This window comes from Vibrio lentus, from assembly GCF_030409755.1.
Lineage (GTDB): Bacteria > Pseudomonadota > Gammaproteobacteria > Enterobacterales > Vibrionaceae > Vibrio > Vibrio lentus.
On sequence record NZ_JAUFQE010000002.1, the window covers coordinates 38,228 to 52,148 of the forward strand.

14 protein-coding genes and 1 pseudogene are annotated in these 13,921 nt (G+C 44.3%); 14 read left to right on the forward strand and 1 reads right to left on the reverse strand.

The window, feature by feature from the left end; all coding sequences use genetic code 11:
- Positions 1-157: 157 nt before the first annotated feature.
- Complete coding sequence (gene suhB / locus QWZ07_RS08525) at positions 158-961, reverse strand: inositol-1-monophosphatase (protein ID WP_065105027.1); 804 nt, start codon at positions 959-961, stop codon at positions 158-160.
- A 180-nt stretch (positions 962-1,141) separates the two neighbouring features.
- On the opposite strand from suhB, the gene trmJ reads away from it, so the two are divergent.
- The 14 genes and pseudogenes from trmJ to ispG all read left to right on the forward strand — a co-directional run bounded on the left by trmJ (position 1,142) and on the right by ispG (position 13,857).
- Positions 1,142-1,870, forward strand: a complete 729-nt coding sequence (gene trmJ / locus QWZ07_RS08530) for a tRNA (cytosine(32)/uridine(32)-2'-O)-methyltransferase TrmJ (protein WP_017110475.1) — start codon at positions 1,142-1,144, stop codon at positions 1,868-1,870.
- 116 nt (positions 1,871-1,986) lie between these two features.
- Positions 1,987-2,509 (forward strand): annotated as a pseudogene (gene iscR / locus QWZ07_RS08535) (Fe-S cluster assembly transcriptional regulator IscR).
- Between the two features lie 27 nt (positions 2,510-2,536).
- The gene (locus QWZ07_RS08540; RefSeq protein ID WP_009848287.1) at positions 2,537-3,751 is read left to right on the forward strand and encodes an IscS subfamily cysteine desulfurase; all 1,215 of its coding nucleotides are present in this window, start codon (positions 2,537-2,539) and stop codon (positions 3,749-3,751) included.
- A gap of 33 nt (positions 3,752-3,784) precedes the next feature.
- Positions 3,785-4,162: a Fe-S cluster assembly scaffold IscU gene (gene iscU, locus QWZ07_RS08545; RefSeq protein WP_004735094.1), complete on the forward strand. Its 378-nt coding sequence runs from the start codon at positions 3,785-3,787 to the stop codon at positions 4,160-4,162.
- A 103-nt stretch (positions 4,163-4,265) separates the two neighbouring features.
- A complete protein-coding gene (iscA, locus tag QWZ07_RS08550; protein ID WP_004735095.1) occupies positions 4,266-4,589 on the forward strand; it encodes an iron-sulfur cluster assembly protein IscA in 324 nt (107 codons plus the stop codon).
- Positions 4,590-4,669: 80 nt separating this feature from the next.
- Entirely contained in the window at positions 4,670-5,185 is a 516-nt protein-coding gene (gene hscB, locus QWZ07_RS08555) for a co-chaperone HscB (protein ID WP_009848288.1), read from the forward strand.
- A 22-nt stretch (positions 5,186-5,207) separates the two neighbouring features.
- Positions 5,208-7,058: a Fe-S protein assembly chaperone HscA gene (gene hscA / locus QWZ07_RS08560; RefSeq protein WP_192853430.1), complete on the forward strand. Its 1,851-nt coding sequence runs from the start codon at positions 5,208-5,210 to the stop codon at positions 7,056-7,058.
- Between the two features lie 20 nt (positions 7,059-7,078).
- A complete protein-coding gene (fdx, locus tag QWZ07_RS08565) occupies positions 7,079-7,417 on the forward strand; it encodes an ISC system 2Fe-2S type ferredoxin (protein WP_004735098.1) in 339 nt (112 codons plus the stop codon).
- Positions 7,418-7,509: 92 nt separating this feature from the next.
- Entirely contained in the window at positions 7,510-7,710 is a 201-nt protein-coding gene (gene iscX / locus QWZ07_RS08570; protein ID WP_017098072.1) for a Fe-S cluster assembly protein IscX, read from the forward strand.
- Positions 7,711-7,917: 207 nt separating this feature from the next.
- Positions 7,918-9,213: an aminopeptidase PepB gene (gene pepB, locus QWZ07_RS08575; RefSeq protein ID WP_017098071.1), complete on the forward strand. Its 1,296-nt coding sequence runs from the start codon at positions 7,918-7,920 to the stop codon at positions 9,211-9,213.
- A 106-nt stretch (positions 9,214-9,319) separates the two neighbouring features.
- Positions 9,320-9,754 carry a nucleoside-diphosphate kinase gene (ndk, locus tag QWZ07_RS08580; RefSeq protein WP_102297413.1) on the forward strand — a complete coding sequence of 145 codons (435 nt, stop codon included), beginning with the start codon at positions 9,320-9,322 and terminating at the stop codon, positions 9,752-9,754.
- A 455-nt stretch (positions 9,755-10,209) separates the two neighbouring features.
- Entirely contained in the window at positions 10,210-11,352 is a 1,143-nt protein-coding gene (gene rlmN, locus QWZ07_RS08585) for a dual-specificity RNA methyltransferase RlmN (RefSeq protein ID WP_009848292.1), read from the forward strand.
- A 440-nt stretch (positions 11,353-11,792) separates the two neighbouring features.
- Positions 11,793-12,728: a RodZ domain-containing protein gene (locus QWZ07_RS08590; RefSeq protein ID WP_192853431.1), complete on the forward strand. Its 936-nt coding sequence runs from the start codon at positions 11,793-11,795 to the stop codon at positions 12,726-12,728.
- A 7-nt stretch (positions 12,729-12,735) separates the two neighbouring features.
- The gene (gene ispG, locus QWZ07_RS08595) at positions 12,736-13,857 is read left to right on the forward strand and encodes a flavodoxin-dependent (E)-4-hydroxy-3-methylbut-2-enyl-diphosphate synthase (RefSeq protein WP_009848294.1); all 1,122 of its coding nucleotides are present in this window, start codon (positions 12,736-12,738) and stop codon (positions 13,855-13,857) included.
- Positions 13,858-13,921 lie beyond the last annotated feature (64 nt).

Below are 13,921 nucleotides of genomic sequence, written 5' to 3' on the forward strand. Positions count from 1 at the left end.
AACGCAATTTAACGTTGAAGTGAGTTGCACTCAATGTAACTAAGCGCCACTCTGCTCGTATCTCGTATCTCGAAGAGCAGATACAAAAAAGCCTCGCAATCGCGAGGCTTTGAAAATCTTTTGCTCTTAACCAAAGAGCATTAACGCAAGGTCTGAATTACTTCAGCATACCTTCGTTAGAGTTCTCACGAACGTGCTTAAGAATAGACTTAACACCACGTGCGCTTGAAGCAACAACATTACCAGAAGTCATGTAATCAGTACCGCCAGCAAAGTCAGTCATGATAGCACCAGCTTCACGAGCGATTAGATCGCCAGCTGCTAGATCCCATGGCTTAAGGCCTAGTTCTAGGTAACCGTCAACACGGCCAGCCGCTAGGTAACATAGGTCAAGAGCTGGAGAACCAGTACGACGGAAGTCAGCACAGTCAACGAATAGACCAGTGATGATTTTCATGAAAGATTCAGAGTGTTGTTTTTGCTTGAACGGGAAACCAGTAGCAAGAACAGTACCTTGAAGGTCTTTAAGTTGAGTAACACGCATACGAGCGTTGTTAAGTTGTGCGCCAGCGCCACGTTGAGCTGTGAATAGCTCGTTTAGCATTGGATCATAAACACAAGCAACTTCTGTACGACCGTTCATGCGAACAGCGATAGATACTGAGAAGTGAGGGAAACCTTTTACAAAGTTGTTGGTGCCATCTAGTGGGTCAACGATCCATTGTACGTCAGAGTCTTTACCTTCAGTTAGGCCTGACTCTTCAGAAATAATGCTGTGCTCTGGGTAAGATGATTTGATTGTCTCAATAATCATGTACTCAGCTTCTTGAGCAATGTTAGTAACGTAATCGTTGTTACCTTTTAGAGACGTTTCGATCTTATCAGTTGTTTCTAGAGATTTAGCAATATGGTTGCCAGCTTTACGCGCAGCGCGTATCGCAATGTTTAGCATTGGATGCATAGGTTTTTCCCACAAGATGTTAAAGAACAGTTTAAAGCGGCGGCGAGTATACCAAATTTTTTGCAAAAGGGAAGTGGTTGTTTTTTGAACTCTTGAATTCACATTACGAGAAGGGTCTGACCATTTTACTTAGCTATGTGTTAATATCTCGCGATTATTTTTAAAGTGGTGTCATATAGCATGTTAGACAATGTAAAAGTCGTTCTGGTTGGTACGTCTCATTCGGGAAATATCGGATCAGCAGCTCGCGCAATGAAAGTGATGGGTTTGAGTCAATTGGTTCTTGTCGACCCTCAATGTGAAGTTGACGAGCAGACCTTAGCACTGGCAGCTGGTGCAGGTGACATCGCAGAAAATGCGACGATTGTTTCTACACTGGATGAAGCAGTAAAAGACTGTGGTTTGGTGGTAGGTTCGAGTGCGCGTTCACGTACGCTTGAATGGCCAATGCTTGAGCCGCGTGAATGTGGTGAAAAGTTTGCAGTTGAAGGTCAAAAACACCCTGTAGCATTAGTCTTCGGCCGTGAACGTACTGGTCTAACAAATGATGAACTGCAAAAGTGTCATTATCATGTGTGTATTCCTGCAAACCCTGAATACAGTTCACTGAACCTAGCAATGGCGGTACAAACGCTGAGCTATGAAGTTCGTGTGGCACACCTTGATATGGTTGCTAGTCAATATCAGCCGCAGCAACAAGATGACTATCCTCGTCACGAAGAACTAGAAATGTTCTACGAACACCTTGAAAAAGTGATCATCGATACCCAATTTATCTCTAAGGACAAGCCTGGTCAGGTGATGAACAAGCTACGTCGCCTATTCAGCCGAGCTCGTCCTGAACTGCAAGAGATCAATACTCTACGCGGTATTTTGACCTCTATTGAGAAGAGTAATAAAGACAAATAAAGCCCATGCAATAGGTAGGGGGGAATACCTGACTAAAATAGTCAACTAAATACTTGACCAATTTAGTCGGGTATGGGAAAATTCCAACCACATAAACAATGTGGATACGGTGTGATATGAAACTTACATCTAAAGGAAGATATGCGGTAACAGCTATGCTAGATGTAGCACTGCATTCGCAAAAAAAACCCAGTTCCTCTGGCTGACATTTCAGAGCGACAGGGTATTTCGTTATCTTACTTAGAACAGCTATTTTCTAAGTTACGTAAAGCTGGCTTAGTTGCTAGTGTTCGTGGTCCTGGTGGTGGTTACCGCCTAGGTGCTGAAGCGGGCGACATCGCTGTCGGAACTGTGATTGCTGCAGTTGACGAATCGGTCGATGCAACTAAGTGTCACGGTAGAGCAGATTGCCAAGGTGGTAGTCGTTGTTTAACTCACACTTTATGGCGTGATTTAAGCTCCCGTATTAGCAGCTTCTTAAATGACATTACGCTCGGTGAGCTAATGAAAGATAACGAAGTTTTACAGATTTCTGATCGTCAAGATATTGATCTTGCGGTTAATAATGGTTTTGCACAAAAAAATACGAGCACTACAACGATTAGTGCAGCACCTCACGGTGTTAATGCCCGCTCTTAGCGGTCAGTTTTTACATTGGAGTAGAAAATGAAACTGCCTATTTACTTTGACTATTCAGCTACATGTCCAGTCGATCCACGTGTTGCTGAAAAGATGGTTCAGTGTATGACGATGGATGGTAACTTCGGTAACCCTGCGTCTCGTTCACACCGTTATGGCTGGCAGGCAGAAGAATCAGTAGATAATGCTCGTGAGCAAATTGCCGATCTACTAAATGCAGACCCACGTGAGATTGTTTTCACGTCAGGAGCTACAGAGTCAGATAACCTTGCTATCAAAGGTGCAGCGCACTTTTACGAGAAGAAAGGTAAGCACGTAATCACGTGCAAAACAGAACACAAAGCGGTTCTTGATCCATGTCGCCAACTAGAGCGTGAAGGTTTTGAGGTTACATACCTTGAGCCAGAAGCAAACGGCATCATTGATCTAGACAAGCTTCAAGCTGCAATGCGTGAAGATACTGTTCTAGTTTCTATCATGCACGTAAACAACGAGATTGGTGTAATCCAAGATATCGGTGCAATCGGCGAATTATGTCGTGCACGTAAGATCATCTTCCACGTTGATGCGGCGCAGTCTGCGGGTAAAATCCCACTAGACGTAAAAGAGATGAAAGTTGATCTTATCTCTATGTCTGCACACAAAGCATACGGCCCTAAAGGCATCGGCGCTTTGTACGTTCGTCGTAAGCCACGTATTCGCCTTGAAGCGCAAATGCACGGTGGCGGTCATGAACGTGGTTTCCGTTCTGGTACTCTTGCTACTCACCAAATCGTGGGTATGGGCGAAGCGTTTGCTATCGCTAAACAAGACATGCAGAAAGACTACGATCACGCACTAGCACTTCGTGAGCGCCTATTGAAAGGTGTTCAAGATCTAGAAGCCGTAACCGTAAACGGCGACTTAGACCAACGTGTACCACACAACCTAAACGTGAGCTTCGCTTTCGTTGAAGGTGAGTCTCTGCTTATGTCTCTAAAAGACCTAGCAGTATCATCGGGTTCAGCATGTACATCAGCAAGCCTAGAGCCTTCATACGTTCTACGTGCTCTTGGTCTAAACGATGAACTGGCACATAGCTCAGTACGTTTCTCATTCGGCCGTTTCACAACGGAAGAAGAAATCGACTACGCGATTGCACAAATCCGTGTAGCGGTAAACAAATTACGCGACATGTCTCCTCTATGGGATATGTATAAAGAAGGGATTGATTTGAACACTGTTGAGTGGGCTCATCACTAATCTCACGGAAATAGAGGATTCGAGGTAACTATCATGGCATATAGCGAAAAAGTAATTGATCACTACGAAAACCCACGTAACGTAGGTTCGTTTGATAAAGAAGACCCAAGTGTAGGTAGCGGCATGGTTGGCGCACCGGCTTGTGGTGACGTAATGAAACTGCAAATCAAAGTATCTGCAGAAGGCATTATTGAAGACGCAAAATTCAAGACTTACGGTTGCGGTAGCGCAATCGCTTCTAGCTCACTAGTTACAGAGTGGGTTAAAGGTAAAAGTATTGACGAAGCAGCTGCTATTAAAAACTCTGAAATCGCAGAAGAGCTTGAGTTGCCACCAGTGAAAGTTCACTGTTCAATTCTTGCTGAAGATGCAATCAAAGCAGCTGTTGCGGATTACAAAAAGAAGCACTAATCGCTTCAATACCGTAATTACGTCGACAAAATAAGTAATATTTGGGAGCACCCTTTGTGCTCCCACCTGAGTTCTCAATTTATATAAAACACAAGGTTGTAGTATGGCCATCACCATGACAGATACGGCAGCAAGCCGAGTTCAAGCTTTCCTAGATAACCGTGGTAAAGGTCTCGGGTTACGCTTAGCAGTAAAAACTACTGGCTGTTCGGGTATGGCGTATGTACTGGAATTCGTTGACGAGCTTAACGAAGAAGACGAAGTGTTTGAGCACTCTGGTGTTAAGGTCATCATTGATCCAAAGAGCCTAGTATACCTAGACGGTACTGAGCTTGATTATGTAAAAGAAGGCCTAAACGAAGGTTTTGAATTCAACAACCCGAACGCGAAAGGCGAATGTGGTTGTGGTGAGAGCTTCAATGTTTAAACGCTTGAATCGTTAAGCGTTGTAAGCGAAGAATAAAATTAGGCTCTGAACAAAGAGCCTAAACTTAGGACCACCTTTACATGAATCATTTCGAATTATTTGGGCTACCACTTCAGTTTCAACTGGATGGTAGCCTTCTTTCTTCTCAGTTTAGAGATCTGCAACGCCAATTCCATCCTGATAAATTTGCGATAGCTTCTGAGCGTGACCGCTTATTAGCCGTGCAAAAAGCGGCACAAATCAACGATGCGTACCAGGTATTGAAGAATCCAATCAGCCGAGCGGAATACCTGTTGGTTCAACACGGAGAAGACATTCGTGGTGAACAACAAACCATGCAAGATCCTATGTTCCTGATGGAGCAAATGGAACTGCGTGAAGAGCTGGAAGATATCGCAGACAGTTCTGATCCTGAAGATGCGCTATTTGCATTTGAAGGCAAGGTTAGCAAAATGTATAAACAACAATTAAGTGCTATCCAACAAGAACTCGAAAGCGAAGCTTGGCTAGAAGCTGCAGACCGAGTAAGAAAGCTTAAGTTTATTGCAAAATTAAAGAATGAAATCGAATTAGTTGAAGATCGTTTGATCGGCTAGTTTGTATAACAAGGACACATCCATGGCACTACTTCAGATTGCAGAACCAGGGCAAAGCGCCGCTCCTCACCAGCACAAGCTTGCAGTGGGTATTGATTTAGGTACAACAAACTCGTTGGTTGCTGCAGTACGCAGTGGCGAGGCGAGCACACTCGTTGATCAACAAGGTCGAAGCATTTTACCTTCAGTTGTTCACTACCAGTCGGAATCTTATACGACTGGCGATGAAGCTCGTGCTAACGCGCAGACTGACCCTAAAAATACCATTATCTCAGTAAAGCGATTAATTGGTCGCTCACTGTCGGATATTCAACAGCGATACCCGTCTCTGCCATATCAGTTTGAAGAAAGTGATAATGGTCTACCTGTGATCCGTACAGAACAAGGCAACAAGAACCCAATCCAGGTTTCTGCTGATATTCTACGAGCGCTTGGCCAACGTGCTGAGACTACGCTAGGCGGTGAGTTATCTGGCGCCGTAATTACGGTTCCTGCGTATTTTGATGATGCACAGCGTGCTGGTACAAAAGACGCGGCTCAACTTGCTGGTCTTCACGTGTTACGTCTTCTTAATGAACCTACTGCGGCAGCGATTGCTTACGGTTTGGATTCTGGTAAAGAAGGGGTGATTGCGGTTTATGACCTTGGCGGTGGCACTTTTGATATCTCTATCTTACGCCTGTCGAAAGGTGTCTTTGAAGTATTAGCAACTGGTGGCGACTCTGCATTAGGCGGAGACGACTTTGACCACTTGATCGCAGAACATTTCCAAGAGCAAATGGGCTTATCAGAGCTAACTGCAGAACAGAATCGTATTCTTCTAGATGCAGCAACAGAAGCGAAGATTGGCTTATCTGAAGCTGAAAGCGTTAATGTTGAAGTGTTGGGTTGGGCTGGTTCATTAACTCGTGAAGAGTTTGAAGACATCATTAAGCCGCTTGTTAAGAAAACACTGCTTTCATGTCGTCGTGCATTGAAAGATGCCGAAGTTGACGCGGATGATGTTTTAGAAGTCGTGATGGTCGGCGGTTCAACTCGTACATTGCTTGTACGTGAAATGGTGGGTGACTTCTTTGGTCGTACGCCATTAACCAGCATTAACCCAGATGAAGTGGTTGCGATTGGCGCTTCTATCCAAGCGGATATCTTAGTCGGCAACAAGCCTGACTCTGAAATGCTGCTGCTTGATGTTATCCCGCTTTCTTTAGGTATCGAGACTATGGGTGGTTTGGTCGAAAAGATCATTCCACGTAATACCACGATCCCTGTTGCTCGCGCACAAGAATTTACCACGTTCAAAGACGGTCAAACTGCAATGACAGTGCACACCGTGCAAGGTGAGCGTGAGATGGTTGATGACTGTCGTTCATTGGCTCGTTTTGCTCTAAAAGGCATTCCACCAATGGCGGCTGGTGCGGCGCATATTCGTGTGACTTACCAAGTAGACGCTGATGGCCTGCTATCGGTGACGGCTATGGAGAAGAGCACAGGTGTTCAAGCTGAAATTCAGGTTAAACCGTCTTACGGCTTAAGCGATAATGAAGTGGCGAACATGCTGAAAGATTCGATGACGTTTGCTAAAGAAGACATGCAAGCGCGTGCTCTAGCTGAACAACGTGTAGAAGCAGATCGTGTTATCGAAGGTCTTATTGCAGCAATGCAAGCTGATGGCGATGAGCTGCTTGATGAGCAAGAAAAGCAGCAACTTCTGCAAGCTATTGAGGCATTGATTGAAGTACGCAATGGCGAAAACGCTGATGCCATCGAACTAGAAATTAAGAATACCGACAAAGCGAGCCAAGACTTTGCTTCTCGTCGTATGGATAAATCAATTCGAGCTGCACTGTCAGGTCAGTCAGTCGATAATATTTAATAGTTAGAGAATAGATAAACATGCCAAAGATTATTGTTTTACCTCACGAAGATCTATGTCCAGAAGGCGCTGTTTTAGAAGCAAAAACTGGTGAGACGGTTCTTGATGTTGCATTGAAGGCCGGTATTGGTATTGAACACGCATGTGAGAAATCGTGTGCATGTACTACATGTCACGTTGTGATTCGTGAAGGTTTCGACTCATTAGAAGAAAGTGATGACCTAGAAGACGATATGCTTGATAAAGCATGGGGTCTGGAAATGGAATCTCGTCTTGGTTGCCAAGCTAAAGTAGCTGATACTGACCTTGTAGTTGAAATTCCAAAGTACACACTGAACTTAGCTTCTGAAGAGCACTAAGAACTCAGCTCGACTAAACGTGTTAGTAAAACTGGCATAAAATATAAATCATTAAGATGACAAATCGTCGCTGATAAAGATAAGGAAGTGTTATGAGCTTGAAATGGATTGATTCGCGAGACATTGCGATTGAGCTATGTGATTTATACCCGGAGACTGATCCTAAAACCGTACGTTTTACAGACTTGCATCAATGGGTGTTAGATCTTGAAGATTTTGATGATGAGCCGAATCACTCGAATGAGAAAATTCTAGAGGCCATTATTTTATGCTGGATGGATGAGATGGACTAACCCTCTTGTTCTATAATTTGGTCGTTGGTTGGAATTTATCCAATATAAAACACAGCCAAGTTAACAATTCTTACTAAAAAAAGCGGACCTTATGGTCCGTTTTTTTATCAAAATGACATTTTACTTCTACATAATGCTAACATCAGAGCGCTAATAAAAAATAATCAGAATCACTCACTCAACGTGGTTCAAAGACAAGGAGAAATCATGTCTACACAGATGTCAGTATTTTTAAGTCAAGAAGCTGCCCAGCCTCAGTGGGGAGCAAGAGCTATCTTATCGTTTTCGGAAGCGGGAGCGACAATTCACATTGGTGAAGGCCACGATTTAGGTGCGGTTCAACGTGCTGGTCGTACGCTTGACGGACAAGGTATCGCATTGGTTGCACTTAGCGGTGAAGGTTGGGATCTTGAAAGTGTTTGGGCTTTTTACCAAGGCTACCGTGGACCAAAGAAAAAGAATGCATTGGAGTGGGATGCTCTAGCTGAAGCTGATCAAGTTGAATTAGAAGCACGTATCCGCGCGACAGATTGGACGCGTGACATCATCAACAAAACGGCTGAAGAAGTTGCCCCTCGTCAATTAGCGACAATGGCAGCTGAATACATCAAGTCAGTGGCACCAGCAGGCACTGTTAAAGCAAAAATCGTTAAAGACAAAGATCTCCTAACTGAAGGTTGGGAAGGTATCTACGCGGTAGGTCGCGGCTCTGAACGTACTTCAGCAATGCTTCAACTGGACTTCAACCCAACTGGCGATGAAAACGCACCCGTGTTTGCTTGTCTTGTGGGTAAAGGCATCACTTTCGACTCAGGCGGTTACAGCATCAAGCCAGGTCAATTCATGACAGCAATGAAAGCTGATATGGGTGGCGCAGCGACTATTACCGGTGGTTTAGGTCTAGCGATTGAACGCGGCCTAAACAAGCGTATTAAGCTTATCCTATGTTGTGCAGAGAACATGATCTCTGGTCGTGCATTGAAGCTTGGCGACATCATTACTTACAAAAATGGTAAGACTGTCGAGATCATGAATACCGATGCGGAAGGTCGTTTAGTTTTAGCTGATGGCCTGATGTTCGCAAGCGCTCAGAATCCAGAGTTGATCATCGACTGTGCAACGCTAACTGGCGCGGCTAAAAATGCATTAGGTAACGACTACCACGCACTATTGAGCTTCGATGATGAGTTATCTCATCAAGCACTAACAGCTGCAAACCAAGAGAAAGAAGGCCTATGGCCATTGCCTCTTGCTGACTTCCACCGTGGTATGTTGCCTTCAAACTTTGCTGATCTTTCAAATATCAGCTCTGGTGATTACACACCGGGTGCAAGTACAGCTGCTGCGTTCCTTTCTTACTTTGTAGATGACTACAAAAAAGGTTGGATTCACATGGACTGCGCGGGTACTTACCGTAAGTCATCAAGTGATAAGTGGGCTGCAGGCGCGACTGGTATGGGTGTTCGTACACTGGCTCGTCTTCTTATCGACCAAGCAAAATAATAATAAGAGTGAGCGGTATTTCGATACCGCTTATTCATAAACTCAGATCGAATGATCTTAGTAATTTCAGTATTTAATAACAAAAAAATGAAGTGAAGGAATCCCTATGGCTCTAGAAAGAACGTTCTCAATTGTTAAGCCGGATGCAGTTAAGCGTAACCTTGTCGGTGAAATCTACCACCGCATTGAAAAAGCTGGCCTACAGATTATTGCCGCTAAAATGGTTTCTCTTACAGAAGCGCAAGCAAGTGGCTTCTATGCAGAACATGAAGGTAAAGAGTTCTTTGGACCACTAAAAGAGTTCATGACTTCTGGTCCTATCATGGTTCAAGTACTTGAAGGCGAAAACGCGATTGCTCGTTACCGTGAACTAATGGGTAAAACTAACCCAGAAGAAGCGGCATGCGGCACTATCCGTGCTGACTACGCAATCAGCATGCGTTACAACTCAGTACACGGCAGCGATAGCCCTGAGTCTGCGGCTCGCGAAATCGAATTCTTTTTCCCAGAATCTGAAATTTGCCCGCGTTCAGCTGAATAAGCAGACAACAGCAAGTCTCAATAAAGGCTTCACTTCGGTGAAGCCTTTTTCGTTTCTGATGGATTCAAGCGTTACTCCCGAAAGCTACAAGGAACGCGGTTGGGAATTGGAGTGTGTTGTCGGAGATTCCAGATACCTCGTTCCTCGGTTCTGGAATGACGAGCAAGTAGGGTTAGTTGGAAGGCCGTGAAGATAACGAGCAGCGTTAGCAGGAGGTCGGAGAACGCGCAAGTATTCGGTGGTTAAAGCCCGTCATTCCCGAAAGCGACGGAGGAGCGTAATCGGGAATCTCTCTTTGAATTGGCCAAACTTAAGCAGGTAAATTTGACTGTGTAAATTTTAATCACTTAAGTTTGAATGTCTTAGTAAACACAAGGTTTTACAGTGCTTGTTGAAGTTGCGTAAAGGCTGTACAATTCGCGCCCTTAATTATTGTTCCGTCATTGAGAGGCATCATGACCACAGCTAAAGTCAATCTACTCGATTTTGATCGTAAAGGTCTTCGTAAATTTTTCACAGAAGAACTGAATGAGAAAGCGTTTCGAGCAGAGCAAGTGATGAAGTGGATTTATCACTTCGGTGTCGATGACTTCGAACAAATGAACAACATCAACAAAAAGTTACGTGAGAAACTGCTGCATCGCTGTGAGATTGTTGCACCTATCGTTTCTGAAGCTCAGCACTCTGCGGATGGCACTATTAAATGGGCGATGAGCGTTGGTGACCAAGACGTTGAAACGGTATACATCCCAGATGGTGACCGTGCGACGCTATGTGTATCTTCGCAAGTCGGTTGTGCGCTTGAATGTAAATTCTGCTCTACGGCTCAACAAGGCTTCAACCGTAACCTGAAAGTTTCAGAGATCGTTGGTCAAATCTGGCGTGCTGCACGTGAAATCGGTTTAGAGAAAGAAACGGGTCGTCGTCCAATTACTAACGTCGTAATGATGGGTATGGGTGAGCCTCTGCTTAACATGAAGAACCTAATTCCATCATTAGAGCTGATGCTTGATGATCTAGGTTTCTCTCTGTCTAAGCGCCGTGTGACAGTATCAACATCTGGTGTTGTTTCTGGTCTTGATCAGATGACAGACAACATCGATGTCGCTCTGGCGATTTCTCTACACGCACCAAACGATGCGCTACGTAGCCAAATCATGCCAATCAACGACCGTTGGGATATCCAAGATTTCCTAGCATCGGTTCGTCGCTACATTGCTTCTTCAAATGCTAACCGCGGTAAAGTAACGGTTGAGTACGTTCTGTTGGATCATGTGAATGATGATATGGACCACGCTCGTGAACTTGCTGAGCTAATGAAAGATACGCCTTGTAAGATCAACTTGATTCCATTTAACCCTTATCCGGGTTCGCCTTATAAGAAGCCAAGCAACTCTCGCATTGATCGCTTCCAAAAAACGCTGATGGAATACAACTACACAGTAACGGTTCGTAAAACTCGTGGTGATGATATTGATGCCGCATGTGGTCAGCTGGTTGGTGATGTTATTGATAGAACCAAGCGTACTAAAATGCTGAAAGCTGCCTCTGAAGCTAACTTAATCGCAGGTGATGTGATTCAAGTAAAAGCGGTTTAAATACCATTTAGAACGAAACAAGCCAGAAGGATTCCTTCTGGCTTGTTGCTTTTCTGGAAGGTGAATTTCCAATAATTGGATTTTTTCCCCACGCTTTCTTACATTTTTCGTTAAATTTTGGACAAAACCATGAGCTGACGGTAAATTTTGTCGAAAGTGTTTTTGCCTTGTAATGGCATTAGCTTATGATTAAATAATCTTAAATTAATTTAAGTGCTCGCTTGTTACCCGATAATCGTCAATGTGTCTATTTAGGTTGGCTACTTGATAAACTAGCTTCCTGAGAAAATCGCTCACCAACAGCGTGTGGTTTTCTACTTTAAGGGTTGATGAACTGGGTTGCAGGAAAAATTCCACATAGTAGGTTGTAAGATTGAGCTTAAACGAAAATAAAAAATGCTCTCATCAACCTGCGATAATACTTTAGAAGTTCACTCTCTATGAACACAGAACACGAAACACAAACACAAACGAAAGAAACCGTCGCTCCAGCAATTGAAGCGGGAACGCTGCTTAAAAATAAACGAGAATCTCTTGGTTTAACACAGAAGCAGATCTCTGATCGCTTGAAGTTGCGCGTTACGCTTATTCAGCAAATTGAAGAAAACCAGTTTGAATCAGATCAAGTGGCTACGTTTATGCGTGGTTACATTCGCTCATACGCGAAATATGTCAATCTTGACGAAAAGGTCGTATTGAGTGCGCTTCATCATGCCGGTGATGCTCAACATCAAGAACAAGAAATGCTGAGCTTTTCTCGTAAGACAAAAACAGAGAAGCACAACAGCCGTATTATGATCCTTACATGGAGCATCTTTGCTGTGATAGCGGGTATCTCATCACTTTGGTGGTGGCAGAACCAGCAGCAAGACACCCTATCTCAATCTCTCGTCAACACTGAAAGCTCGGAAGAGCTAGTGGTAGAAGAGTCGCTTGATCCTGAGTTGACTTCGTTAGAAGTGATTGAAGCTGAGCAAAACACAGAGACATCTCCTGTTACTGAAAATTCTGATGACCTTCTTACTGTAGTGAGTGCTGCTGAAGCCTCAGAGAATGTCGAGCAAGTAGAAGAGACACAAGACGTTGCAGAGGTTACCCCTGTAGCGGCTGAATCAGAGACAGTGACGCCTGAACCTGTAACCAACGAGCTAGTGATGCAGTTCTCTGCAGACTGTTGGATCCAAGTTAAAGATGCGGCAGGCAAGACTTTGTCTACTGGCATCAAAAAAGCAGGTCAGACACTCAATCTTTCAGGAACTGCGCCATACAAAGTGATTCTAGGTGCGCCAGAGGGCGTATCAATGACATTTGCAAGTGAACCCGTTGACCTTTCTGGGTATACTTCAGGCAAAGTAGCTAGAATAACCTTACCTTAGAGTTTATATGCAACACGAATCTCCTATTATTCGTCGCAAATCAACCCGTATTTATGTGGGTGATGTGCCGATCGGTGATGGTGCACCAATTGCTGTGCAATCCATGACCAACACAAGAACAACTGATGTCGCTGCGACCGTTGCTCAAATTAGAGCTTTGGAAAAAGTTGGCGCTGATATCGTTCGCGTATCTGTACCGACTATGGATGCCGCTGAAGCATTTAAGCTAATCAAACAGCAGGTTTCTGTTCCTTTGGTGGCTGACATTCACTTCGACTACCGTATTGCCCTTAAAGTGGCAGAGTACGGTGTTGACTGTCTGCGTATCAACCCTGGTAACATCGGTAACGAAAGCCGCATTCGCTCTGTTGTGGATTGTGCTCGTGATATGAATATCCCGATTCGTATTGGTGTTAACGGCGGTTCTCTTGAAAAAGAGATCCAAGAGAAATACACAGAGCCTACAGCAGAAGCGCTTGTTGAATCTGCAATGCGTCACGTCGATATCCTAGACCGTCTAAACTTTGATCAATTCAAAGTCAGCGTTAAGGCTTCTGATGTATTCCTTGCAGTCGGCTCATACCGTTTGCTTGCCAAGCAGATTGATCAACCTTTGCACCTTGGTATTACCGAAGCGGGTGGTGCGCGTGCGGGTTCTGTGAAATCAGCTGTCGGTTTGGGTATGCTTCTTTCTGAAGGTATCGGCGATACGCTGCGTATTTCGCTCGCGGCTGATCCTGTTGAAGAGATCAAAGTAGGCTTTGATATTCTTAAATCTTTGCGCATTCGCTCGCGTGGCATCAACTTCATTGCGTGCCCGAGCTGTTCTCGTCAAGAGTTCGATGTTATTAACACCGTTAATGCTCTTGAAGAGCGCTTAGAAGACGTTATTACCCCAATGGATGTATCAATCATCGGTTGTGTGGTTAACGGCCCTGGTGAAGCTGAAGTGTCTCACTTAGGTTTAGCCGGTAGTGCACGTAAGAGTGCCTTCTACGAAGACGGTAAACGTCAGAAAGAGCGCTTCGACAACGATGATCTTGTCGACAAACTTGAAGCTAAGATTCGTGCAAAAGCGTCAGTGCTTGATAAAGCAAATCGCATTGATGTAGAAAACTTAGAAGATTAATACAACGCGATGGGGTGTGATTGTCTATTCGCACTAACACCTGGTCGTGAGAAATTACGGAATA

Coding starts and splice junctions, on each gene's coding strand:
- suhB (WP_065105027.1), bottom strand. CDS start 961: ATGCATCCAATGCTAAACATTGCGATACGCGCTGCGCGTAAAGCTGGC.
- trmJ (WP_017110475.1), top strand. CDS start 1,142: ATGTTAGACAATGTAAAAGTCGTTCTGGTTGGTACGTCTCATTCGGGA.
- QWZ07_RS08540 (WP_009848287.1), top strand. CDS start 2,537: ATGAAACTGCCTATTTACTTTGACTATTCAGCTACATGTCCAGTCGAT.
- iscU (WP_004735094.1), top strand. CDS start 3,785: ATGGCATATAGCGAAAAAGTAATTGATCACTACGAAAACCCACGTAAC.
- iscA (WP_004735095.1), top strand. CDS start 4,266: ATGGCCATCACCATGACAGATACGGCAGCAAGCCGAGTTCAAGCTTTC.
- hscB (WP_009848288.1), top strand. CDS start 4,670: ATGAATCATTTCGAATTATTTGGGCTACCACTTCAGTTTCAACTGGAT.
- hscA (WP_192853430.1), top strand. CDS start 5,208: ATGGCACTACTTCAGATTGCAGAACCAGGGCAAAGCGCCGCTCCTCAC.
- fdx (WP_004735098.1), top strand. CDS start 7,079: ATGCCAAAGATTATTGTTTTACCTCACGAAGATCTATGTCCAGAAGGC.
- iscX (WP_017098072.1), top strand. CDS start 7,510: ATGAGCTTGAAATGGATTGATTCGCGAGACATTGCGATTGAGCTATGT.
- pepB (WP_017098071.1), top strand. CDS start 7,918: ATGTCTACACAGATGTCAGTATTTTTAAGTCAAGAAGCTGCCCAGCCT.
- ndk (WP_102297413.1), top strand. CDS start 9,320: ATGGCTCTAGAAAGAACGTTCTCAATTGTTAAGCCGGATGCAGTTAAG.
- rlmN (WP_009848292.1), top strand. CDS start 10,210: ATGACCACAGCTAAAGTCAATCTACTCGATTTTGATCGTAAAGGTCTT.
- QWZ07_RS08590 (WP_192853431.1), top strand. CDS start 11,793: ATGAACACAGAACACGAAACACAAACACAAACGAAAGAAACCGTCGCT.
- ispG (WP_009848294.1), top strand. CDS start 12,736: ATGCAACACGAATCTCCTATTATTCGTCGCAAATCAACCCGTATTTAT.